The 23,508-nt window shown below is 63.8% G+C and carries 21 protein-coding genes; 11 read left to right on the forward strand and 10 right to left on the reverse strand.

Annotation, left to right across the window (positions count from 1 at the left end; translation table 11 throughout):
• The first annotated feature begins 343 nt into the window (after positions 1-343).
• Positions 344-2,008 carry an ABC-F family ATP-binding cassette domain-containing protein gene (locus RMET_RS08810; RefSeq protein WP_011516491.1) on the forward strand — a complete coding sequence of 555 codons (1,665 nt, stop codon included), beginning with the start codon at positions 344-346 and terminating at the stop codon, positions 2,006-2,008.
• A gap of 308 nt (positions 2,009-2,316) precedes the next feature.
• Here RMET_RS08810 and RMET_RS08815 read toward each other — a convergent pair whose 3' ends face one another.
• Positions 2,317-3,225 carry an alpha/beta fold hydrolase gene (locus tag RMET_RS08815; protein ID WP_011516492.1) on the reverse strand — a complete coding sequence of 303 codons (909 nt, stop codon included), beginning with the start codon at positions 3,223-3,225 and terminating at the stop codon, positions 2,317-2,319.
• Between the two features lie 283 nt (positions 3,226-3,508).
• On the opposite strand from RMET_RS08815, the gene RMET_RS08820 reads away from it, so the two are divergent.
• A complete protein-coding gene (locus tag RMET_RS08820; RefSeq protein WP_011516493.1) occupies positions 3,509-4,165 on the forward strand; it encodes a hypothetical protein in 657 nt (218 codons plus the stop codon).
• 45 nt (positions 4,166-4,210) lie between these two features.
• Here RMET_RS08820 and RMET_RS08825 read toward each other — a convergent pair whose 3' ends face one another.
• A complete protein-coding gene (locus tag RMET_RS08825) occupies positions 4,211-5,803 on the reverse strand; it encodes a TerC family protein (protein WP_011516494.1) in 1,593 nt (530 codons plus the stop codon).
• Between the two features lie 231 nt (positions 5,804-6,034).
• Here RMET_RS08825 and RMET_RS08830 point away from each other — a divergent pair, with 231 nt between their 5' ends.
• Together RMET_RS08830 and RMET_RS08835 are read left to right on the forward strand one after the other, a co-directional pair.
• Entirely contained in the window at positions 6,035-6,469 is a 435-nt protein-coding gene (locus RMET_RS08830) for a nuclear transport factor 2 family protein (RefSeq protein ID WP_029309771.1), read from the forward strand.
• Positions 6,470-6,593: 124 nt separating this feature from the next.
• Positions 6,594-7,616 carry an alpha/beta hydrolase family protein gene (locus RMET_RS08835; protein WP_011516496.1) on the forward strand — a complete coding sequence of 341 codons (1,023 nt, stop codon included), beginning with the start codon at positions 6,594-6,596 and terminating at the stop codon, positions 7,614-7,616.
• An 8-nt stretch (positions 7,617-7,624) separates the two neighbouring features.
• Here RMET_RS08835 and RMET_RS08840 read toward each other — a convergent pair whose 3' ends face one another.
• On the reverse strand, positions 7,625-8,023 hold the full coding sequence (locus RMET_RS08840; RefSeq protein WP_011516497.1) for a DUF1801 domain-containing protein: 399 nt from the start codon (positions 8,021-8,023) through the stop codon (positions 7,625-7,627).
• Between the two features lie 375 nt (positions 8,024-8,398).
• Between RMET_RS08840 and RMET_RS08845 the strand changes: the two genes are divergently transcribed.
• Positions 8,399-9,781: a glutamate decarboxylase gene (locus RMET_RS08845; protein WP_011516498.1), complete on the forward strand. Its 1,383-nt coding sequence runs from the start codon at positions 8,399-8,401 to the stop codon at positions 9,779-9,781.
• Between the two features lie 67 nt (positions 9,782-9,848).
• Here the strand turns inward: RMET_RS08845 and RMET_RS08850 are convergent, their stop codons facing one another.
• Positions 9,849-10,733: a LysR family transcriptional regulator gene (locus tag RMET_RS08850; protein WP_011516499.1), complete on the reverse strand. Its 885-nt coding sequence runs from the start codon at positions 10,731-10,733 to the stop codon at positions 9,849-9,851.
• Between the two features lie 136 nt (positions 10,734-10,869).
• Between RMET_RS08850 and argC the strand changes: the two genes are divergently transcribed.
• Positions 10,870-11,799: an N-acetyl-gamma-glutamyl-phosphate reductase gene (gene argC / locus RMET_RS08855; protein ID WP_011516500.1), complete on the forward strand. Its 930-nt coding sequence runs from the start codon at positions 10,870-10,872 to the stop codon at positions 11,797-11,799.
• A 141-nt stretch (positions 11,800-11,940) separates the two neighbouring features.
• On the opposite strand, the gene RMET_RS08860 is transcribed toward argC, so the two are convergent.
• The 3 genes from RMET_RS08860 to RMET_RS08870 form a co-directional block, all read right to left on the reverse strand.
• A complete protein-coding gene (locus RMET_RS08860; RefSeq protein ID WP_011516501.1) occupies positions 11,941-12,933 on the reverse strand; it encodes a Bug family tripartite tricarboxylate transporter substrate binding protein in 993 nt (330 codons plus the stop codon).
• A gap of 112 nt (positions 12,934-13,045) precedes the next feature.
• Positions 13,046-14,473 (reverse strand): amidase, encoded by a 1,428-nt coding sequence (locus tag RMET_RS08865; RefSeq protein ID WP_011516502.1) that lies wholly within the window; start codon positions 14,471-14,473, stop codon positions 13,046-13,048.
• A 95-nt stretch (positions 14,474-14,568) separates the two neighbouring features.
• A complete protein-coding gene (locus tag RMET_RS08870; protein ID WP_011516503.1) occupies positions 14,569-15,012 on the reverse strand; it encodes a hypothetical protein in 444 nt (147 codons plus the stop codon).
• Between the two features lie 246 nt (positions 15,013-15,258).
• Here RMET_RS08870 and RMET_RS08875 point away from each other — a divergent pair, with 246 nt between their 5' ends.
• Positions 15,259-15,804 carry a GNAT family N-acetyltransferase gene (locus RMET_RS08875; protein ID WP_029309772.1) on the forward strand — a complete coding sequence of 182 codons (546 nt, stop codon included), beginning with the start codon at positions 15,259-15,261 and terminating at the stop codon, positions 15,802-15,804.
• 18 nt (positions 15,805-15,822) lie between these two features.
• Entirely contained in the window at positions 15,823-16,254 is a 432-nt protein-coding gene (locus RMET_RS08880; RefSeq protein WP_011516505.1) for a VOC family protein, read from the forward strand.
• Here RMET_RS08880 and RMET_RS08885 read toward each other — a convergent pair.
• Positions 16,251-17,195, reverse strand: a complete 945-nt coding sequence (locus tag RMET_RS08885; protein WP_011516506.1) for a LysR substrate-binding domain-containing protein — start codon at positions 17,193-17,195, stop codon at positions 16,251-16,253. The two genes, RMET_RS08880 and RMET_RS08885, sit on opposite strands and share 4 nt — an antisense overlap.
• Before the next feature lie 112 nt (positions 17,196-17,307).
• Here RMET_RS08885 and RMET_RS08890 point away from each other — a divergent pair, with 112 nt between their 5' ends.
• Positions 17,308-18,699: an FAD-binding oxidoreductase gene (locus tag RMET_RS08890; protein WP_011516507.1), complete on the forward strand. Its 1,392-nt coding sequence runs from the start codon at positions 17,308-17,310 to the stop codon at positions 18,697-18,699.
• A gap of 62 nt (positions 18,700-18,761) precedes the next feature.
• Here the strand turns inward: RMET_RS08890 and ampC are convergent, their stop codons facing one another.
• The gene (ampC, locus tag RMET_RS08895) at positions 18,762-19,934 is read right to left on the reverse strand and encodes a class C beta-lactamase (RefSeq protein ID WP_011516508.1); all 1,173 of its coding nucleotides are present in this window, start codon (positions 19,932-19,934) and stop codon (positions 18,762-18,764) included.
• A 96-nt stretch (positions 19,935-20,030) separates the two neighbouring features.
• Between ampC and RMET_RS08900 the strand changes: the two genes are divergently transcribed.
• Positions 20,031-21,761, forward strand: coding sequence for a Na/Pi cotransporter family protein (locus RMET_RS08900; protein ID WP_035820684.1), 1,731 nt, complete (start codon positions 20,031-20,033; stop codon positions 21,759-21,761).
• 56 nt (positions 21,762-21,817) lie between these two features.
• Here the strand turns inward: RMET_RS08900 and RMET_RS08905 are convergent, their stop codons facing one another.
• Positions 21,818-22,183 (reverse strand): glyoxalase superfamily protein, encoded by a 366-nt coding sequence (locus RMET_RS08905; RefSeq protein WP_011516510.1) that lies wholly within the window; start codon positions 22,181-22,183, stop codon positions 21,818-21,820.
• Positions 22,184-22,344: 161 nt separating this feature from the next.
• On the opposite strand from RMET_RS08905, the gene RMET_RS08910 reads away from it, so the two are divergent.
• Positions 22,345-23,508, forward strand: a complete 1,164-nt coding sequence (locus RMET_RS08910) for an AAA family ATPase (protein ID WP_011516511.1) — start codon at positions 22,345-22,347, stop codon at positions 23,506-23,508.

The following is a 23,508-nucleotide window of genomic DNA, read 5'->3' on the forward strand; positions in this document are numbered from 1 at the left end:
CATCTGACCGACACCGGCCAGACTCAGCCATTGCTTTCAGGTCGGTGAGCGTCTGCAGTGCAGTCATGAACTGGCGCTGACTCGGGCTGCGGGCATTGAAATCATGGAAGGCATAGCATTTGTTCCGTAGAGGAGCTCTCGATGCGGAAGATGTGTGAGCTATGGACCTCCAGAAGTCCCCAAGGGGGGTAGATTTTGCCCTTCTCGAACATGGAAAATTCGCGTCCGAGAGTTTCCGCAATGTTCGCGTGCCCCGTCGCCGGAACGCCCGGCGCGGCCAGAAAAGCGACCGCCCTGCACGCCCGGTCGGCTATCATGCCTATCCTCTCCGAAGTAGCTCCCTATGATTTCCGTCCGTAATGTCACGCTGCGTCGTGGCGTCAATGTCGTACTTGACCGCGCATCCGTCACCTTCAACCCCGGCGAAAAGATCGGTCTTGTCGGCCGCAATGGCGCCGGCAAGTCATCCTTCTTCGGCCTTCTCAATGGCACGCTGCACGAAGACAGCGGCGAGTTCTCGATTCCCGCTGCATGGAAGATGGGCCAGGTCGCGCAGGAGATGCCAGAGACCGAGCAAAGCGCGACCGACTTCGTAGTCGAGGGTGACACCGCGCTGTTGGCCGCGCAGACCGAAGTCGCCGCCGCCGAGGCCTGCGACGACGGCATGCGCATGGCGCACGCCTACATGGCCCTGCACGACGCCGGTGCGCACGATGCCCCTGCCCGTGCCCAAGCGCTGATCCTGGGCCTTGGCTTCAGTGCTGCGCAGCTTAGTCAGCCGGTCAACAGTTTCTCCGGCGGCTGGCGCATGCGACTGCAACTGGCGCGCGCGCTCATGTGCCCGTCCGACCTGCTGCTGCTCGACGAGCCAACGAATCACCTTGACCTCGACGCGCTGGTCTGGCTGGAAGCCTGGCTCAAGCGCTATCAAGGAACCCTCGTAGTGATCAGCCACGACCGCGAGTTTCTCGATGCGGTGACGCAGGTGACGGTGCACGTCGACAACGCCCAGCTCGTGCGCTATGGCGGCAACTACAGCAAATTTGAAGACATGCGAGCTGAACAGCTCGTATTGCAGCAGGCCGCGATGGCCAAGCAGGCGGACAAGATCGCCCACCTGCAGAAATTCATCGACCGCTTCAAGGCCAAGGCCTCGAAGGAGAAGCAGGCGCAGAGCCGCGTCAAGGCGCTCGAACGCATGGAGAAGATCGCACCGGTGCTTGCCGACGCAGAGTTCAACTTCGAGTTCAAGGAGCCGCTCAACGTCCCGAACCCGCTGCTGTCGATGCTGGACACGAGCTTCGGCTACCCGGCGCCAGCCGGCGCACTGCCGGGCACGCCGCCCACGGTCATCGTACGAGGCATCAACCGTTCCGTGCTGGCCGGGCAGCGCATCGGCATTCTCGGTGCCAACGGCCAGGGCAAGTCCACGCTGGTGAAGACGGTGGCGCATGCGCTGGCGCCGATCGCCGGCGAAATCAGCGAAGGCAAAGGCCTGAATATCGGCTACTTCGCACAGCAGGAGCTCGACGTGCTGCGCCCGCTCGACACGCCGATGGAACACATGATCCGCCTTGCAAAGGGGACGCCGGCTCACATGCGCGCCCCCGGCCAGAGTGGAACCGAACAATCCCTTCGCACCTTCCTTGGCACCTTCAACTTCAGTGGCGACATGGTCCATCAGGCGGTCAGCACGATGAGCGGCGGCGAAAAGGCGCGGCTCGTGTTGTGCATGATCGTGTGGCAGCGCCCGAACCTGCTGCTGCTCGACGAGCCTACCAACCACCTCGACTTGGCCACACGCGAAGCGCTCGGCATGGCGCTCAACGAATTCGAAGGCACTGTGATGTTGGTCAGTCACGACCGCGCTCTGCTGCGCGCCGTATGTGACGAGTTCTGGCTGGTCACCAAGGGCGGCGTCGAGCCCTTCGACGGCGATCTGGACGATTACCAGCAGTTTTTGCGCGACGAAGCCCGTCGCATACGCGAACAGGCTGCCGCAGCGTAGACGCACATCGGCTGAAGTGGGCCAATGGGAACGCGTGCCCTTCACAGGATTCAGCGCAAAGGGAACCATTGAGGGCCTCGAGACTGATTCGAACTCGGACGTCGAGATCAATCACGGGGTTCGCTGTTCGAATCCAATAGGGAACGTCTGCGGGGCGCAGTGATTGAGCGACGGCAGTGGGGTTGGCAGTTGCCGTTGCCATTGCCGTTGCCATTGCCGCCGCCTGACTCGAACGCGGAGAGCGCCGCCGTTCACCCGCCCCACCTCTATTGCAGTTCAGCTGCATCAGGACGCCAGCGATCTTCTGGCTATTGTCCGAGGAAATCGACGATCGCGCCCACTGTGGCCTGTGGTTGTTCTTCCATCAGCCAATGCCCGGCATTCGGAATGACTAGTTCTTTCACGTTGGTGGCCGCATTGCGCATGACGATCGCTTCGTTCTGGCCAAAGGACTTCGCGCCGCCAATCGCCAGTACTGGCATGGTCAGCTTGGTCGCCAGCGATTTCTGATTGTCCTCGGCGTCTTGCGGAATTGAGAGGAATTGCGCGAACGCTGAATGCATCGCGCCCGGCTTGGCATAGAGCCGGGAATAGTGAACCCGTGTGGCTTCGTCGATCTTCGAAGGGTCTCCGGCGAACTCGTTCCAGAACCTGTCCAGGTAGATGCGTTCCCGGCCTTTTACCAGCCGCTCCGCATCCGGGCCGCCGAAGGAGAAATGCCAGAGCGCTGGCATTCGGACGATCTGTTCCCACGGCGGGACTCCTGGCACTGGCGCGTCCATGACGATCAGCCTTTTCGTTTTGTCCGGGTAGCGCGCCGCATAGGCATAGGCGACCATCGTGCCGATGTCGTGGCCGACCACGTCCGCTTGGTCGATGTTCAGTTGCGCCAGCACCGACCGGATGTCCCCAGCCTGTGTGCGCTTGTCGTAGCCGCCGTCAGGATGCGATGACAGCCCCATTCCGCGCAGATCCGGCACCACCACCGTATGGGTGCGTGCCAGTTCGGCGGCCAGTGGCGCCCACATGTCCCCTGTATCGCCAAAACCGTGCAGCAGGACCACGGCAGGCCCGCTGCCACCCACCCGCACATACAGCGTCGCGCCCTCGGTCTGGATATTCTGGTGCCGGAAACCTGGCGGAAATGGCTTCACCTGTGCTTGCAACGGCTGGACCATGGCAAGCATGAATACGACGGCTGCAAGGAGTCTTCGCATGTTTTTCTCCGGGGGCGGGAGTGGCCGGTGTCGGAAAGTCACGGTTATCGGATCGCCTGAATGGCTTCGCTTCGCACGAGCCCCCTGAAGCGTAGTGCAAGTCGCGCACAACGCAAGGCGCTGCCGCGCCTGATGTTGGATGTCGATGCATGAACCAATCGGCTTCACGCCTGCCTGCTGACGGCCTGCTCCCTGGAGAACCGGCGAGCACTGCTGATACCATGACGACCCGAAGACGCCGACACGTCAGAAGCGTCAAAAGAACAACGCCAATTCCTGTCAGATGCACCTACTTCGATCTGCCGCGCTGGCCACCGCCCTGCTCTCCCTGATGGCCTGCACGACCCGGCCGTTCCAACCGTCGCCGCCCCTGTACACCCTGTGGGCCAAGCCGGGGGTGAATGAGGCAGGCGTGCGCAGCGCCATGCTCGGCTGCGGATTCGTTCACGCAGGCCATGTCGACGGCACCACGATGACTAGCGACGACTATGCGCGCGCGCAGCTTTGCATGATCGACAATGGGTTCGTCTATCAAGACAGGCGCATCGTCTGCACGGACAGTCCAGATCTGCCGGCCTGCGCCAATGTGCCGCGTGGCAAAACCTTCGGTACCGACCCGGACTTCGACCCCACGCTGCTCAAACGTCGCCCATCCCGCCCACCCGCATATACGTACTGGAGCCGCCCCGGTACCGATACCGAAGGCGTCAAGCGCGCCATGGCGGCGTGCGGCTACTCAACGGTTATCGAGCCCATCAACACAATGCTGCTGAACGATATCGCGGCGGCCGAGCTTTGCATGATCGACAAGCAGTTCACCTATGCGCTTCCGGCCAACGCCCTGCTTTGCAAGAACCCGCCGGCGCTGCCTGCCTGCAGGAATCGCGTCATTGATGCCGTGCGCTGCTGCGCGCCACCGAAAGCCGCAGGGCAACGCTGAACTAAGGGCGCCAACCGTGCCGCCGGCGGTATCCGGCAGGTGCGCTCAGGCACCCGAGTCAATGGGCGCGCCCTCGGCATCGGCGGTAGCCCTTCCCACGGCCTGAACGTCGACGCGCTCGATCCGGCGATCGCTCACCTCCGTGACCGTGAAACGATAGCCCTCCAGATCGAGCGTCATCCGTGGTTTCGGCACCATGCCGAAGTGTTCGAGCAGCAAGCCACCCAGCGATGCGGCGCCTTTCGCCGAACTCACCCAGGCGGGGTCCAGGCCGAGCGCCTGCGCCACGCCGTGCAGATCCGCAGCGCCATCCATGAGCCAGTGCCCTTCGTCGATCTTCGTGATCGTGGCGGTCTCGTCCTCGTCGGGAAACTCTCCCGCAATGGCTTCGAGGATGTCGATCGGTGTCACCAGCCCAACGATCGCGCCATACTCGTCCGCCACCAGCACCAGACGGCCGCGCGAATGCGAGTCCTTCAGCGTATCGATCAAACGCAGGATATTGATCGACTCGTGGACCACGATCGGCTCGCGCAGGCTCTGTGTCTCGTCGATGGCGCCCTTGTCGAACAGGTCTCCGAGCGCATCCTTGCCGCGCACGACGCCAATCACGTTGTCCAGTTCGCCGCGGCATACCGGGAAGAAACTGTGCGGGTCATCAAGAATCTGTTTGCGCAGCGTTCCGCCATCGGCGTTCACGTCCAGATATGAGATATCGGCGCGCGGCGTCATCAGGGAGTGGACGGATCGTTCGGCCAGGGTCATCACGCCACTCACCATGCTGCGCTCTTCCGGCGCGAACGGCAGCGGTTCATCCCGCTTCACGGCCCCGCCTTCTGGCGTCTCCGATGCATTGGCGCGCCGGTCGCCGAGCAGGCGCAATACGGCATCGGCTGTCCTCTGCCGCATCGGCACCCGCGCCATATGACGCAGAAAGTTGCGCTGCGCGACCTGGTTGAATGCCTCGATCAGCACCGAGAATCCGATCGCCGAATACAGGTAGCCCTTCGGAATATGGAAGCCGAGCCCCTCCGCCACCAGGCTCATGCCGATCATCAGCAGGAAGCTGAGACACAGCACCACCACCGTCGGGTGCGCATTCACGAATCGGGTCAGCGGCTTGGAAGCAATCAGCATGACGCCGACCGCGATCACGACGGCGGCCATCATCACGCCGAGATGGTCGGCCACCCCCACCGCAGTGATCACGGCGTCCAGCGAGAACACCGCGTCGAGAATCACGATCTGGGTCACTACCACCCAGAAGCCGGCGTACTCGGTCTTGCCCCCCTCCATATGTGGCATGCCCTCCAGGCGCTCATGAAGCTCGAGCGTGGCCTTGAGCAACAGGAAGAAGCCGCCTACCGCCAGGATCAGGTCCCGGGCCGACATCGAGAGCGGCCCAATGGAGAACAGCGGCCGGGTGAGCGTGATGAGCCACGACATCACCGACAGCAAGCCAAGCCGCATGAACATCGCCAGCGACAGGCCAACCACCCGCGCCTTGTCGCGCTGGCTCGGCGGCAGTTTGTCCGCGAGAATCGCCACGAAGATAAGGTTGTCGATGCCGAGGACGATCTCGAGCACGACCAGCGTGACCAGTCCGATCCAGATCGAGGGGTCGGTCAACCATTCCATGACAGGATTTCACGTGGGGAAACGTGCACTGTAGCCGGAAATGACAGGCTGCCACAGCACGGCAGCCGTGAGCCCACGTTGACTCTCGGGCGACTTGACCATCCCTCGATAACCGATGGAAGTATCTAAACCGGACATGGCACCACACTGCGTCGTCGTGTACTATGCAACCAGTTGCATAGTACACGACCGTATCCAACCGGAGACGGCGCCACCATGAGGAGACACGACATGAATGCAGCGGGACTTTCCCCGGCAGCCGCAAAGACGCTGGCAACCTGGCATGACCTTCTGGCACGCAACGCCATGGAGGAGCTCGATCCCCTGCTGTCCGACAGCATCGTGTTTCGCTCGCCGGTCGCGCATACACCTTACCCGGGCCGTGCCGCGATCAAGCTGGTCCTGAAAACCGTCAACACGGTATTCAAGAATTTCACCTATCACCGCACGTTCGCCACGGCGGACGGGCTGGGCGTGGTGCTTGAATTCAGCGCCGAGGTCGACGGCAAGGCGCTCAAGGGCATCGACATGCTGCGTTTCGATCAAGCGGGAAAGATCGAGGAATTCGAAGTGATGGTGCGCCCGATGTCGGGCCTGCAAGCGCTCGGCGCGGCCATGGGCGCCAAGCTAGCTAGCCAGAAGCACGTACTGGCCGGACAGGACTGACGGGTCGCTGGCAATTGCTAAGGCGAGGGGCCCCTCGGCACTGAGTTTCGGCAAGACGCCAGCCACGCCAGCGTTTATGCTTCGGGCACCGGGATGGCGTCTCCCGCCAACGACGAGGATTCGAATGCATAGGTTTCGCTGGGCCGGCCTGCTGCTGGCATTGCTGTGCGGGATTGCTCATGCCTCGATGGGGCTGACCGAATTGCCGGCTAGCGGGGATGACGGCCCGGTGACCGTGTATTACCCATCGAATGATGCGAGCCACCCGGTAAAGCGTGGGCGATTCCTGCTCGACGTCGCGGTGGAAGGCCACCCGGTGGCGGGCAACGGCAGGCTGATTGTGATCTCGCACGGTTCAGGCGGCGCGCCGTGGGTCCATGCCGACCTCGCGCGAAACCTGGTCGACGCGGGATACATCGTTGCCATGCCGCTGCACAAGGCCGACAACTATCTGGATAGCAGCGATCCCGGCCCCGACAGTTGGACCATCCGGCCCGCCGAAGTATCGCGCGCCATCGACGCGATGGGCCGAGACGCGCGATTCGCGTCGATGCTTCGGTTGGACAAGGTCGGCATGTTCGGGATTTCTGCAGGCGGCCATACCGCGCTGAGCCTGGCGGGAGGACGCTGGTCACCGGCACGCTTCATGCAGCATTGCGATGCCCATATCGCAGAGGATTTCCAGACCTGCGTCGGGTTGATCACAAGACTGACGGGCGGCCCGCTGGACGGCGTGAAGGAATGGCTGGCCCTGCGCGTGATTCACCACCGTTTTGACGACGACACCCCACGCGCCACCTTCGATCCACGCATCGCGGCAGTAGTGGCCGGCGTGCCCGCCGCCGCGGACTTCGACATGGATTCACTGGTCCGGCCGGCCGTACCCCTTGGCCTGGTCACAGCCGAGCAGGACCGCTGGCTGATTCCGCGCTTCCACGCGGACCGGGTACTGGCGGTCTGCCAGACCTGCGAGCATGTCGCCGACATGCCCACGGGCGGGCACGGCGCGTTGCTGTCGCCGCACCCGCCGGGTCTGACCGGACTCCTGGGCGATCTGCTCAACGATCCCCCCGGCTTCGATCGCGCCGAGGTTGCCGAAGTCCATCGCAAGATCGTCGCGTTCTTTGGGCGACACCTGCTGCCATAACGCAGTGACTACTTGCGGGATTTCGACTGGTTGAGCACAACGGCAGCCTGGATAAGCGCTTTCAGCGAAGGCTCGTCGATCTCCTCGCCTTCATGAAAGTCGATCGCACGCCGCGTGTTGCCTTCGAGACTGGAATTGAAAAGCCCCGCTGGGTCTTCCAGCGACGCCCCCTTGGCAAAGGTCATTTTCACGACGTTCTTGTAGGTCTCACCCGTGCAGAGAATGCCGGCGTGCGACCACACCGGCACGCCCCGCCATTTCCATTCCTCGATCACCTCGGGATCGGCGGCCTTCACCACCGCGCGTAGCCGCGCCAGCATCGCGCCGCGCCAGTCACCCAGTTCCTGGATCCTCCCGTCGATCAATCGGGAAGCCGACTCGCTCTCTCGCGGTTCGCTCTTTGTCATCCAAGTTTCTCCTCGAAAACACGCCTTGGTAATACGGCAGATTCGGGCATGTCAGGCAGTCGAATTACGCACACCGGGTACCTGTCTGACAGCGGAGTCGAGTATAGCTTTCCCATCACCGCTGACCACGTCGTGCGACAGTGATTTTGTGCGCCCGTATTGGCCTAAAGCACAATGATTTGTCGGGGGCTTCGCTCCTATACTCGTGTCGAGCCGCGTGCCCGGGGTACGTCCACGGAACGCGGCGCCGCAGCCGGCGCCTGCCCTTCCCTCCCGCGCTTTCCGCACCCGTTCGTCTTCCTGTTCGGTGCCTTCGCGCCGTGACCGGGTATCGGGTCGCCGGTTCTCGCCATGTCAACGTTACGAGGGGTATCCATGAGCGACATGCAAGAGCACAAGGTCACACCGTACGACCAGTTCAACTACGAGGTGCCTGAAAACGTCTTCCCGCGCGAAGGCATCTCGGCGAATGCAGCGGCCGCGATCGTGATCAGTGACGAATGGACCGACACCAACCCCATGCTCAACATGTCGTCGTTCGTCACCACGTTCGCGGAACCGGAAGCCCGGGAAGTCGCCGCGCGCAATATCTTCAAGAACTATATCGACCACGACATGTATCCGCGGCTCTTCGCCATGGAAGGCCGCATGGTGCGCTGGCTGCATGAACTGTGGAACGGTCCGAAGGGCGTGGAGCCGTACGGCACGTGTACGGTAGGCTCATCCGAAGCCTGCATGCTCGGGGGCCTGGCGCACAAGTGGAACTGGCGCCAGCGCCGCCAGGCCGAAGGCAAGGATGCCACCCGCCCGAACATGGTGACGGGCGGCAACGTGCAGATCGTGTGGAAGAAGTTTCTGCGCTACTTCGACGTCGAGCCGCGCATCGTGCCGCTGAAGCCGGGCAACTACTGCCTGACCGCCGAAGACCTGGACAAGTACGTCGATGAGAACACGATCTGCGTCGTGGCCATCGCCGGGCAGACCTTCACGGGCGAGGATGACGACATCCAGGGCATTCACGACTGGCTCGATGCCTACGAGAAGCGCACGGGCATCTCGATCCCCATGCATATCGACGGCGCCTCCGGCGGCTTCGTCAACCCGTTCCTCTACCCCGACTACAAGTGGGACTTCCGCCTGCCGCGCGTGCAGTCGATCAACGCCTCGGGCCACAAGTACGGGCTGACGCCGCCGGGCCTCGGCTGGGTGGTGTTCCGCGAACGCAAGATCTTCAACGAGGAACTGGTGTTCTACGTGAACTACTTGGGCGGAGAAATGCCCACGGCCACGCTCAACTTCAGCCGCAACGCATTCCAGGTGGCCGTGCAGTACTACCAGTTCCTGCGGCTCGGGTTCGACGGCTACAAACGCGTGATGCAGCACACGCTGGACAACGCGATCTTCCTGCGCCAGCAGCTCGTCGACAGCGGGTACTTCGACATCATGAACACCACGCAGCGCATTCCGGTGGTGGCAGTGACGCTGAACAAGAAGTACAAGAACTTCAACGAGTTCGATGTCTCCAACAAGGTCCGCGAGAAAGGCTGGGTGCTGTCCGCGTACACGATGCCGCCCAACGCCGAATCGGTCACGAGCCTGCGCGTGGTGGTGCGTCCGCATGTGAACCACAACGTGGCGCAACTGCTTGCCAACGATATCATTAACGCCTGCAAGTTCCTCGAGGCCAACGGTGGCAATGCCAAGCCTCCCGCATTGCACAAACATGCCGAAGCGCAATCGACGTCGTTGAAGTGCTGATGAGTGGATGACTGGCCGGCCGAGGGCACGCAATGCCCTCGGCCGGCTTTTTCTTTTTTGGCAACGCCTACGCCAACCGCAGATCCCGCAACATATCAAGCACGTGTTGCGTGGAACGCTCAACGTACCCCGCACGATGCGCAATACCGAGCCGACGCCACAACGCCGGGCGCAGCGGACGCATGACAATGCGCTTGTCGGGCGATGGCGCCGTCTCCTCAAGGGGTAGTAGCGAGGCGCCGTAGCCGGCCGCCACCAGACTCTTGATCGCGTCGTTGTAGTTGAGCTGAATGCGGGGCGCGGGATGATACCCCGCAGTCGCGAACCACTCCGTAGTCAGACGTGAAAGTCGCGTGGTCGCGTCATTGAGAATGAGAGGTTGGGCGGCGAGCCATTCAGGCGTGACGCGTGCTGGGCACTCCCAATGCGCCGGCAAGAAAGCCATCACGGGGTCGCGGCGCCAAGGCTTGATCACGAGTCCGGCTACCGGCGGCTGCGGCAGTGCAACCAGCCCAACGTCCAGCGTCCCATCCGCCAGTCGGGACAACGTTTCATGTGAAGTCAGCACCGCCACCTGTATGTCGATCGCGGGATGGTGCTGGCGCAGCCCTTCGAGCGCTTGCGGCAACAGGTGCGCGATCGCGCCCGTCGACGCGCCGAGCCGCACTCGCCCTTCCAGCCCCTGCACCTGGCGTTGAATATCGTCCAGCGCCCGCTCCGCATCGGCCAGCAGCCGGCGTGCGCGCTCCACCAGCACCTCCCCTATTGCCGACGGCCTGACTTGCCCGCGCTTGCGCGACAGGAGTGGAGCGCCAATGCGGGCTTCGAGTTCAGCGATATGGAGGCTGACCGTTGGCGGCGCCAGATGCAACGCACGCGCCGCATCGGCAAACGAGCCGCGATCTGCAATGGCGACCAGAGTGCGCAAACGGTCCAGGCTGATCTCTCGCATGTCGGCGTCCTGATTCAGAAAAACTGAATGTTTATGTTATGAAATTCAACTTTCTCTATTGTAGCTATCCACGGAATATAGGGGCTCGCTCTTCGTTCTACTGCCTCCAACCCAAAGTCAGCGGAGTATTTCACCCATGAGCTCTCCTATTGTTTTCATCGACGGCGACCAAGGCACCACTGGGTTGCTCATCCACGAACGGCTGCGTAACCGGACCGATATCAGACTGATCACGCTTGCTGCCGCGGAGCGCAAGGATTTGCAGCGTCGCGCGGAAGCCATCAACGCCTGCGACATCGCCATCCTCTGCTTGCCGGATGCCGCCGCGCGCGAGGCTGTGGCCACGATTGTCAATCCTGCGGTTCGCGTCATCGACGCAAGCTCCGCGCACCGTACACAGCCGGACTGGACTTACGGGTTTCCTGAGATGGCGCCGGGGCAGGCTGAGAAAATTGCAAACGCGCGCCGGGTCACCAATCCCGGTTGCTATCCGACCGGTGCGATTGGCCTGCTGCGTCCGTTGGTGCAGGCTGGGCTCATCCCGGGCGATTACCCCATCAGCATTCATGCGGTATCCGGCTACTCCGGACGGGGACGCGCCGGCGTGGAGGAATACGAGGGACCGGGAGCCGCCAGCGCGCCTTCCTACCAGGTATATGGCCTGGAACTCGCGCACAAGCACACGCCGGAGATCCAGCAGCACGCCGGGCTCGCGCAACCGCCTATTTTCGTCCCCGCATACGGCGCGTTCCGCCAGGGCATCGTGCTGACTGTGCCGCTGGCGTTGCGGCTGCTGGCACCCGGCGTGGATGGCGCCACGTTACACGCCTGCCTCGCGCGCCACTATGCCGAGGCAGACCACGTGCAGGTCTTGCCGCTGTCAGAATCGTCCGCCGTGAAGCACCTGGACCCGCAATTGCTGAATGGCACGAACGACATGCGCCTGAGCGTATTTCCTGGCACGGAACACGGGCACGTTCTCCTGTCAGCCGTTTTCGACAACCTCGGCAAGGGCGCATCCGGCGCTGCGATTCAAAACCTGAACCTGATGCTCGCGTCGCGATAGTTGTGATTGGATTGAAATGACAGACGGCCACGTCCAGATGCCAGCGCATGGTTGCGCGGATCTGTTCGTGGCCGTCATGCGCGGGACACAAGCAGGCGATGAAACGCCCTAGCGTTCATCGCCCCCAAGCAGTGGCTGGCATCAGTCCTCTGCCACGAACCCGGTCGACTCGACGATCGGCTTCCATGCCGCGCGTTCTGTCTGGATGCGCTTGCGCGCGGCCTCGCCGGATTGGGCGTTCACCTCAAGCCCCAGCGTCTCCAGCTTGGCCGCGCTCGACGCATTGGTCGATGCCTGGAGGAACGCCTTTTCGAGCTTGGCCTGCTCTGCGGCGGGCGTGCCAGCGGGCACGAAGGCGCCGTACCAGCTCGTCGCGAATTCGTACTGGTTGATGCCCTGCTCCTTCATCGTCGGCACTTCCGGCAACGCCTTGGCACGTCGTGTGCCGCTCACGCCCAGAAGCTGAATCTTGCCGCCCTTGTACAGCGACATCATGCTGGCCACCGCATCCCAGCCGATCGACACGTTGCCGCTGATCACGTCCACCAGCATCGGCGATGCGCCACGGTATGGCGTGGGCGTGATGGCCACGCCCGATGCCTTGCCCAGCGCCACCGTGCCAAGGTGGCCCGCACTGCCGATCGTGGCCAGGCCCAGACTGGCCTTGGACGGATGCTGCTTGGCCCAGTCCAGGAATTCCTTCATGTTCTTGTACGGCTGCTGCACGCCTGCTGCCACGGCGGTCGGCACGTCAGTTAGCACCGCCACGGGCACGAGGTCCTTGTCGGCGTCGTAGCTGAGCTTCTTGTACGTGAGCGGGAAGATCGTGAACAGTGGCGACGGGCCGATGAAGATCGTCTTGCCATCGGGCTTCGACCGCTTGACGTAGTCGAGCGCCAGCCGTGCAGATGCGCCCGGGCGGTTCTCCACGATCACCGTGCCCTGCCCGTCCTGACGGAGTTGCTCGGCGTAGATCCGGGCCAGACTGTCGGCGGCACCGCCCGGCGCGTAGCCAACGATGATGTGCATCGGCGCATCGTCCGCGGCGGATGCTGGCGCGGCAACGATCATGAGGCCGCTGAACGCGGTGCCAAGCAGCCAAGTCAGGCGGCCGGAATGAAACTTGACGGTCATGAGGAAAGTCCTGTGGTGAAAGCGGGAAGCCTGGGAAGGGGCAAGCAAAGGGTGGTGATGTCGGCGTCGATCTCGATATTGAGATCGGTATCGGCATCGGCATCACGTAGCGTCACAGCGACGGCCACCGGTCGAGGAAGCCGTGGGCCGATTCGAACAATGCGGCGCAACGCAGCAGTTCCGTGTCGCGGCGGAACCGTCCAACCAGTTGCAGCCCGATCGGCAGATCGTCGCTGCCGAAGCCACACGGCAGGCTGATCGCGGGATGGCCGGTCATGTTGAATGGCATCGTCCACGGAAACCAGTTCGCGCGCACGTTCTCGTGTACATGCCCGTCGATCTCGATCGTGCCGAACAGATCCTGGTCGATCGGCAGCGCGGTGCGCATGATGGTCGGCATCGCCAGCAGGTCGGCGCGCTCGAGCAACGCCTGCACGCGCTGGAACAGCCGCGAACGGTCAAACATCGCCTGCTGGTACGCCACGCCGCTGACTTGCGCGGCCGACTCCACCTGACGTACGAACGTTGCGCTCAGTTCGTCGCGATGACGCTCGACGATCTCGACGAAGCGCGTGCGCCAGACGGTGTGGTTGATCGCGCGCCAAAGCGGCTCGATATCGTTGAAGCCGTCGCCATCGAACGGCTCTAGCTCCGCGCCGAGCCCGGCTAGCGCGGCCAGCCCCCGCTCGAACGCGCGTGCCACATCCGCCGCCACTGGGCGGCCCGGCGGCGCCAGGCAATAGAGGATGCGCTTGCCACGCAGATCGCCCTGGGCGCGCGCGGCATCGACATAGTCGGCCTTCGGCACGCCGATCGACCACGGGTCGCAGGCGTGCTCGCCCGCCATCGCCGCCATCATCAGGCCAGTATCGGCCACGGTGCGCGTGGTGGGGGTGACATAGGTCTGGTTGCCGTACAGGTCCTGCGCCTGGCTATGTGGAATCACACCGTTGCTTTGCTTGATGCCGACCACACCGTTACAGGCAGCCGGAATCCGCGTGGACCCACCGCCGTCGGTGGCGACAGCCAGTGGCGCGATGCCGCTGGCCACCGCCACGGCCGCACCGCCGCTGGAGCCGCCACTGGTCCGTTGCGCGCTCCACGCGTTACGTGTGCGCCCGAACAGCGGCGAATCGGTCAGGCACTTGGAGCCAAACTCGGGCGTGGTGGTCTTGCCGATCAGGATGGCGCCCTGTTCGCGCAGGCGGGCCACCGCGACGGCGTCCTGCTGCGGCACGTTGTCCCGCAACGGCGCCGCGCCGAAAGTCGTGCGCACGCCTTGCGTGTTGACGATGTCCTTGACCGTGAACGGCACGCCGTGGAGCAAGCCGAGTGGCCCGCCCGCCATGACCAATCGTTCTGCCTGGCGGGCCGATTCCATCGCCCGCTCGGCGTCGATCGTGATGAAGCAGTTCAGTTCAGGTTGAAGGCGCTCCGCGCGCGCCAGGACTGCGGAAGTGATGTCTACCGGGGAGACACGTTTGTGCCGGATGGCGTCGGCCAACTCGGTGGCCGACAGAAAGCAGAGGGACTCGCTCATTGTTTCGTGTAAGGCAACGTCAAGAACTGCAGCAACTTGCGCAGTCTGCCATGAGCGATACGGCAGGAGAAGCCGGGTAACCCCGCTGGCGCGGCTCAGCGATGCATGGCTCCCCCTCCATGGAAGCCACCCGGCGCCGCGCCGCCATGGAACCCGCCAGGCGCTCCACCGTGCACGACGCGACCGCCCCGCACGATCACGCCGCGACTGGGAAAGAACACATGGTGCATGACGTGCGGGCGATGATGGTGGTCGATGAAAATCACGCCGGCGAACCCCACATACGGCGTCCAGTACCACGGGTCGTAGTAATAGTCCCCGCCGCCATAGCCCACACTGCTGCTATCCACCATCTGCCACGTGCCATCGGGCTGCAGGCAGGCCACTCCCGCGATGGTCTGCATCACGCCGCCGATTTCGGCCTGCCCAACCACCTGCTGGCACATCGTCGACATGTCCTGCGCCCATGCGCCACCAACGCCACCGCCCAGGCCGAGTCCGGCGATTGCCGCTGCCACGGCCGCCAATCCCTTGCCCATGATCCTCACCCCGACTTCACCATCCCGACGTCACGACACGCGGTTGCGCATCACGCGGCACATCGGTTTGCCTGCGAGAGCGCGGCGGGACGTCATCGACCGCACGGCCTTCCCGCATGATGTAAACCACCCCCAGAACCACTTTATTCCACGCCAGTCGATGTTTGTAGCCGGCCCGCCGGATTTGGATTCCCGACGCCGCTTGCCTACCATGAATCAGCCCAAATGGAACCGAGCCATCACCCTATGCAAGCCACAGCCCCGACGTTGCCCACCTGTGTGACCCTGCGAAACGGCAAGCAGGTGCTGATACGAACGATCCGCCCGCAGGACAAAGGCGGCATCCTGACGGCCTTCCATCGCCTGTCTGATGACTCGCGGTATACGCGATTCATGGCGTCCATGCACGACCTGCCAGACGCGTTGCTGGAAACGGCCGTTCACCCGACGCCGGTCCGCGAATGCGCGCTGGTCGCCATGGCGGGGACGGAGGACAAGGGTGATCTGATTGGCGGCGCCCGCTTCACGATCGACCCGCACTCCGGATCCTGCGAATTCGCGGTGACAATCGTCGACGGCTGGCATGGTCTTGGCCTGGCGCGCCATCTCATGGAGATCCTGATCGCGACGGCACGGGCCGCCGGATACCACACGATGATTGGCTACGTGCTGGCATCCAATACCGCGATGCGCGGCCTGGCGCATCGGCTGGGTTTCACGGACACGATGTGCCCCGACGACGCCACCTTGCGCGTGGTCTCCCTGGATCTCACCGCATCTCCCGCGCCCTGAACCACCGACCATCCAACCATGCATCCTCGCCTCACGCTTCTCACGCTGGGTGTCGGCAGTCTCGAACGGTCGCTGGCGTTCTATCGCGACGGCCTGGGCTGGCCAACCAAGGGCATCGTCGGCACCGAGTTCGAGCACGGTGCCGTGGTCTTCTTCGATCTGGAGTCGGGACTGCGGCTGGCGCTCTATCCCCGCGAGTTTCTGGCCAAGGATGCCGCAACCAATACGCCCCTGGGCATCCCGTCGATCTCGCTGGGTCACAACGTCCGCTCCCGGGCCGAAGTCGACGCCGTCATCGAGCAGGCACGCCGTGCCGGAGCCATCATCCTCAAACCCCCGGTGGATACCTTCTGGGGTGGCTATGCCGGCTACTTCCAGGACCCCGACGGCTATATGTGGGAGGTCGCCTGGAACCCGGACCTGATACCGCCCGAGATGCCGCCCAACTAGGCCGGATGTTCGCCCGCCGGCGTCCCGGCCGTCGACAGCAGCCAGCCTGAAAAGCCCTCCACCGCTGCCAGATCCGGATGGCCGGCGGCATGGGCCACGTAGAAGCCGAAGCCGGGCAACCCCAGCGCGTGCGCCTTGCACAACGCGCCACTGCGCAGCAGGCCGTCCACCACCACGTTGCTGCATAGCGCCACGCCCTGGCCGGCCACCACCGCGTCGATGGCGTGCAGTTCCTCGCGAAAACTCAGGTCATGGCGGCCACGCCGAGCCGACGAGTCGCCTGCGGTGAGACCCGCAGCCGCGAACCACTGCGCCCAGGTCGGGGCGTGCGGGTCGCCGCTGCTCCATTCGTAGTGGATCAGGGGGATATGCGTGAGATCGCCGATATCGAATGTCGCCTGCCCTTCCCGCCCCGCCCTCGCCAGCAGCATCGGGCTGGCCACGGCGAAGAAGGTATCGCGCGCGAACTCTGTACTGACCAGCCCCTTGGGCGCGCATCGCGCGTAGCGAATGGCGACGTCAGCCTCGCCCGCAGCCAGATCCAGGACCCGGTCCGTGCCGATGATCTCCAGCGGCCATTCGGGATGCAGCCCCTGCCAGGCCGGAAGGCGCGGAACCAGCCAGCGGCTCGCGAAAGCGTTCGGACTGGTCACGCGCAGCGGGCGTGCCACACCGGGCTGCCCAACGGTCGCCACGGCCTCGGCAAACAGCGCGAAACCACTACGCAGCGCCGGATAGAGCCGCTCCCCCGCCACGGTCAGCCGGAGCGGACGCGGGCGTCGCTGGAGCAACGCCTTGCCGCAGATCTGCTCGAGCATCCGGATCTGATGGCTGATGGCGGTCGGCGTCACGTTTAGCTCCGCCGCTGCGGCCTTGAAACTGCGGTGACGCGCAACCGCCTCGAATGCCTGCAATGCGCGCAGGGGCGGCAGTTTTTGCATGGGTCCAGTCTAGGTGAGCTTTTCTCATCTACAAGCTGAGATCTTTGCCTTTGCACCCGACCGCCGCGCGCACCACCATGGTCTCGGGGGCGTGACCAACTTGGGGGGCGTGATGCGATCAGATCGGCAAGAGGCATCCGGGGACGGCGGCAATCCAGGGTTCGAGGCGTTCCGGCAGGCGTTGGGTGGCCAACTCGTCCAGCGCGGGGATCCTGACTACGATATGGCGCGCAAGGTCTGGAATGGCGCAATCGACAAGCATCCGGCGTTGGTCGTCTACTGCGCCGACGCCACCGACGTGGCAGGCGCCGTACGGTTCGCCCGGGCCACCGGCCTGACCATCGCGGTTCGCAGCGGGGGGCACAATCTCGCCGGACTTTCCACGTGTGACAACGGCATCGTCATTGATCTGTCGCGTATGAAGCGCATCGACGTGGATGTCGCGCGGCGCCGCGCCCGCGCGGAGGCAGGGCTCAATCTCGGTGAGTTCGACCAGGCAACGCTGCGGCATGGCCTGGCCACGACGATGGGGGTCAATAGCGATACGGGTATCGCCGGGCTGACGCTGGGGGGCGGGTTCGGCAAGCTGGGCCGCAAGTACGGGCTGAGCTGCGACAACCTGGAGGCCGTGGAAATCGTCACCGCCGACGGGGAACGGCTGCACGCCAGCACGACCGAGCACCCGGACCTGTTCTGGGCGATACGCGGCGGCGGTGGCAATTTCGGCATCGTCACGGCGTTCCATTTCCGTCTGCATCCGATTCCCGCCAGACTGCCGGTATGCGCCGTGGTCTACCCGTGGGATCAGGCTCGGGAGGCGATGCTGCACTACGATGCTTTCGCCCGCGCCGCCCCGGATGACGTTGCGGCCGACGCCGCGCTCGTCACCCAGCCATCGGGCGAGCGATGTCTCAGCATCTCGGCGTGTCATGTCGGGCCAGATGGCACTGAAGAGACAAGGCAAGCAGCGCTGCGCCCGCTGGTCGAGTTCGGCAATCCGGTCGACGCCCAACTCGACTTCGTTCCGTATCTGCAGATGCAGTCGGCCAGCGATGCGCTCTTCGCGCGCGGCCGGCGGTATTACTGGAAGGCCCAGTTCCTCCGCCAGATTCGCGCGGAGGCGGTCGACGCTCTCCTCGCTGCCTATGCCCTAGCGCCCTCGCCGGGCTGCCTGGTGGTGTTCCAGCAGGTCGGCGGCGCCATCGCCCGCGTACCCGACGAGGCCACCGCATATGGAAACCGGTCGGCGGACTTCGACTGCTTCCCGCTGGCCATCTGGGATGACCCGGCCGACGACGACAAACACCGGGAGTGGGCGCGCGGCCTGTGGGAAGCGGTCCAGCCGTACTCGACGGGCGGGGTGTACGCCAACAACCTCGGCGACGAAGGCGCCCAACGCACCCGCGCCGCGTATGGCGTCAACCATTCACGGCTGGTTGCCGTGAAACGCCAATACGATCCTGACAACGCTTTCAGGCTGAATCAGAACATCGACCCGGCCTGATCCCGACCCGATGCCCGATGCCCGATGCCCGATGCCCGATGCCCGATGCCCGATATCGGTGTCTACTGTGCGTCGAGCGCCTTCAGGATCTGGTACGCCGCCCGCACGCGCTCGGGGATCGGCAGATTGCGGTTCGCCAACATCACCACGCCGATCTGACGAGCCGGGACGAACACCACATAGGCGCCGAAGCCGTTGGTGGAACCAGTCTTATTGATCAGCACGTCGGCCCTGGGGGGCTGCGGCGGCGCCAGCCGTGCGACTTCCTTCGGCTCCAGCATTCCGGCGGCGTTGCCCGTCAGCAGATCCTCGAGCGAGGTTGGCCAGGTGTACATTTCCCAGCCCAGGCCTTGGGTCATGGGGCCAACGCGGAAGTAGCCGGTGTGCGTACCGGTAACCGCCCGCTGCAACGTCGGCTCCAGCCGCGCGCCATCCATATTGGCTTCGACGAACCGAATCATGTCGGCCGCCGTGGTCTTCACGCCATAGGCTTCCGAGTCGAACATGCCGGGGTTCACGCGGATCGGCTTGCCGTCCTTGTAGCCATAGGCATAGTCGCCCATGCGGGACTGCGGCACCCGGATGAATGAGTGCTTCAGGCCCAGGCCCGGAAAGATGCGGTGCTCCATCAGGTTGTCGAACGGCTCACCCAGGCTCCGCGCGGCCAGATAACCGAACAGGCCGATGCTCGGGTTCGAGTACTGCCGATGCGTGCCAGCCGCGTACGTCGGCTTCCATTCCTTGAAGTACGCCAGCATCCGGTCAGAGGTGGTCACCGCATCGGGGAACTGCAACGGCAGCCCGCCTGCCGTGTACGTCCCGAGTTCCAGCAGGCTGATCGCATCGAGGCTGCTACCCGCCAATCCGGGCAGGTACTGGCTAGCCTTGTCTGAGAACGATATGGCGCCACGCTGCGCCGCGTATGAGGCGAGCGTCGCCGTAAACGTCTTGCTGACCGACCCGATCTCGAACAACGTGTGTTCGGTGACCGGGGTGGCGTCCGCCTTCGATGCCAGGCCGAAGTTGAAGACCTGGGACTTGCCGCGGACTGTTACGGCCACGGCCATGCCGGGTACTTCGTACTGCGCCATGACGGGTCGGACGGTATCTGCCACCAGCCGCGCCAGACGATCCTCCCCGACGGGCACACCATCACCCGCGGCATGGGCGCTGGCCGTGCAAAGCGCCAAGGCGGCGGTAACGGTTCGAAGGCGGTAGGACGCGAAAATTTTCATGGTGGAGGCAAAAAAATCAATGGCGTGAAATGGTATAGGAAACTCGTACAATGGCACGGTCGCTGGCTTGCGTCGACCCATTGCCCGAAGCTGCCCATGCTCAATGGTCTGAACCTGAATCTGATCGAGATCACTGGCCTGCTCGTTGGCGGCCTGGCCCTGTTCCTGTTTGGTCTGGATCTGATGACCCGAGGCCTCAAGGCGATTGCCGGCGCGCGGCTGCAATCGCTGCTGGGCACCCTGACCGCCAACCGCTTTCGCGGCGTGCTGGCCGGCGCGGGCATCACGGCCCTGCTGAATTCCTCGACGATCACCACGGTGCTGCTGGTGGGCTTTGTCTCCGCCGGGCTGATGACGCTTCAGCAATCGATCCCGGTGATCATGGGTGCCAATATCGGCTCGACGCTGACCGCGCAGATCATCGCTTTCAACATTTCGGCGATCACGCCGTTCATGCTGGCTGGCGGCTTCCTGCTGCAAGGTTTCGCCAAGCGAGAGTTGCTGCAGCAGCTTGGCGGCGTGGTGCTCGGGCTCGGCCTGCTATTCCTTGGGATTGAATTCATGGGCGATGCCACGCGCCCACTGCGTAATTTCCAGCCGTTCATCACGGCGATGCAGGAAATGCGCAATCCGTGGATCGGCATCCTGATCGGCGCAGTCTTCACTGCCATCGTGCAAAGCTCAGCGGCCACGCTGGCTATCGTCATCGCGCTGGGTAGCCAGGGACTGATTCCGCTCGAATCAGGCATTGCGCTGATACTGGGCGCCAACGTGGGCACTTGCGGCACGGCGCTGCTCGCGTCGATCGGCAAGTCGGCCGAGGCGGCCCAGGTGGGCATCGTCCATCTGCTGTTCAACGTGCTCGGCGTGCTGTTCCTCGTCTTTATCATCCCGCAGTTCGCGGACTTCATCCGCGAAATCTCTCCGTCCTCGCCGGAGTTGACCGGCGCCGCCCGTCTGGCCGCCGAAACCCCGCGACAGGCCGCCAACGCCCATACCGTATTCAGCGTGTTAAGCACCGCCGTGCTGATCTGGTTCACCGGACCCATCGGCAAGCTCGCCCAACGGCTGGCGCCACCGGCGCGCGAAGGGTGGCAGGACCCTGGCCTGCCGCGATTCCTGGACGACACGCTGGCCGGGATGCCGGCGCTGGCCATCCCCCGTGTGCAGCTTGAACTGGTATCGCTGGGCAAGCAGGTCCAGGAACTGGTCGAACATAGTGCCGCGCTGGTCGTGGAAGGCGATTCGCAGGAGCTCGTCACGCTGACCGACCAGGACAAAGCTGCCGATTCGCTGAGCACGGCCATCCTGACCTATATCGGACACCTGTCGGACGCGGTTCACAACGATGATGAAGGTCATCAGCTTGTGGATCTGGCGCGGATCGCCACGTGCCTCGACGCCATTCGCGAGGTTGCCACCACCAGCATGCTGGCCCTGAGCCAACGACGGCTGTCGCATGGCGCGGATGCAGCATCGCTACGCAACCCGGAGTCGGCGGGCTTCGCGGCGATGGTGTCCGAATACCTGGCGCTGGCGGTGGAGACGATCGCGCATCCGGACACCGAAGTCGCCACGCGCATCGTCAATGCCAAGCCGGAAATCGAAGCGCAGGCCGGTGTCGCGCGGCAGGCCATCATGAGCGCCCTGCCATTGCGGAGCGCCGTGGACGCGATCAACTTCCGGCTTGCCAACGACATGATCGAACAGCTCAATGAAGTCGCACGGCTGTCGCGGGCCATCGCCAAGGCGAGCGGGACACTGAACGAAGTGAAGATGTCCGACTCGCCTCCCGAGCCGGCTGCTGTCGGCGCGGCTGTGGCCTAGTCCCTGGCCTAGTCCCTGGCCTAGTCCTTGGCCTGATCCGTGGCTTGATCCCGGTCTTAATCCTTGGCGAACTCGCAGAACCGCAGGCGGTTGCCGAACGGGTCGGCCACCTGCATTTCGCGGCCCCAGCCCACTGCCTCTACGCCGGGCCGCGCGTATCCATACTGTTTGGCAATCAGTTCGCGCTGCAGCGCGTCGATGTCCTCCACCGGAATAAATACAGCGGAACCGGGCGTGGCATCACCATGATGCTCGCTGAGGTGCAGGGTCAGCCCGGAGCGCCTGACCTGCATGTAAAGCGGAAGATCCGGCTCGAAGCGGTGCTCCCAGTCGACCTGAAAACCAAGGAAGTCGAGGTAGAACTCCCTGGCTTTCTCGACCGAGAAGATCCGGAGTATGGGAATGGCTGGCGAAAGTACCATGGGAGGCGCTCCATGCCGATACATTGGCGTGACAGAGAAAGTGGCAATCATGCCACTTTTCATCGCTTTTGCACGGCGGCCGCCCGACTTTTACTATGTTTTATGAAATACGTATAATTATTCCATCTGAATAATTCACGTTAATTCACACCAGGCGCCCGATGAGCAACATTTACCAACGGCCGGAACTCGCCAAACAGATGGCCAGGCAACTCCTGCAACCCGGGGTACTGGACGAGGGCCTGCGCTCGGGCCTGTTCCTTTCCGGCCTGCGCCGCACGGGCAAGACCACGTTTTTGATCAACGACCTGATTCCCGCGCTCGAAGACCTTGGCGCGATCGTGATCTATGTGGACCTGTGGAGCGACACGCAGCGCAGCCCCGCCCGGCTGATCCTGGAAGCCGTCAGGAAAACACTGACCGAGCTGGAGTCCCCGTCTTCCACGATCCTTCGCAAGCTCAAGCGTCTGGCCAGCGCCGACATCGCCGCCTTCGGCTTCAAATTCAGCTTCAAGCTCGACACCCTCGGCGAGGCTGGCGGCGCGACGCTGGCCCAGGCACTGAAAGAAGTCGTCGATCAGGCCGGCGCCGATGTCGTGCTGATCGTCGACGAAGTGCAGCACGCCATCACCTCGGACGAAGGCAATCAAATGCTGCTGGCGCTCAAGGCCGCGCGTGATGCCATCAATCCCCGCCCCGGCACCACAGGGCATTTCCTGTTCGTGGGAACCGGCTCGCATCGCGCGCTGGTGGGCGAACTGACCGCGCGACGCAACCAGGCCTTCGCCGGCGCCACGTCGGTCGCTTACCCGGTGCTCGACCGGGAATATATCGACTATCTGCTGGCGCGCCTGTCCTCCGAGGGCTTTACCGCCCTGCCCTCGCCCGACGTCGCCATCAAGGCGTTCCAGGCGCTTGGCCATCGGCCCGAGGAGATGATCCGGGCGCTGCGGCAATTGCATTTCCACCTGCCCGAGGGCAGCAATCCCGACGAGCACCTGCCGACCATCGCCAACACGCTGCGTTCGGCGGCTGCCGACGTGGAACTGATGAAGCTCGAACAACTTGGCGGCCTGGCAACCGCGATCTTCGACCGCATTGCCACCACGCAAGGCGACGCACGGGGTTTGTTCTCGGCCGACGCGGCCGCGGCGTACTCCTTGGCAATAGGCCGGGAAGTGAAGGTCGAGGAAGCACAGCCGGTGGTCAACGAACTGATGGCAAGCAACCTGATCATGCGCAAAGGGCACGGCCTGTACGGCATCACCGACCCGTTCGTGCAGGAGATGTGGCGCGAACGGAAGTCGCTTGAAGGAAAACTCTGA

Origin of the sequence: Cupriavidus metallidurans CH34, assembly GCF_000196015.1 — a bacterium.
Taxonomy (GTDB): Bacteria; Pseudomonadota; Gammaproteobacteria; order Burkholderiales; family Burkholderiaceae; genus Cupriavidus; species Cupriavidus metallidurans.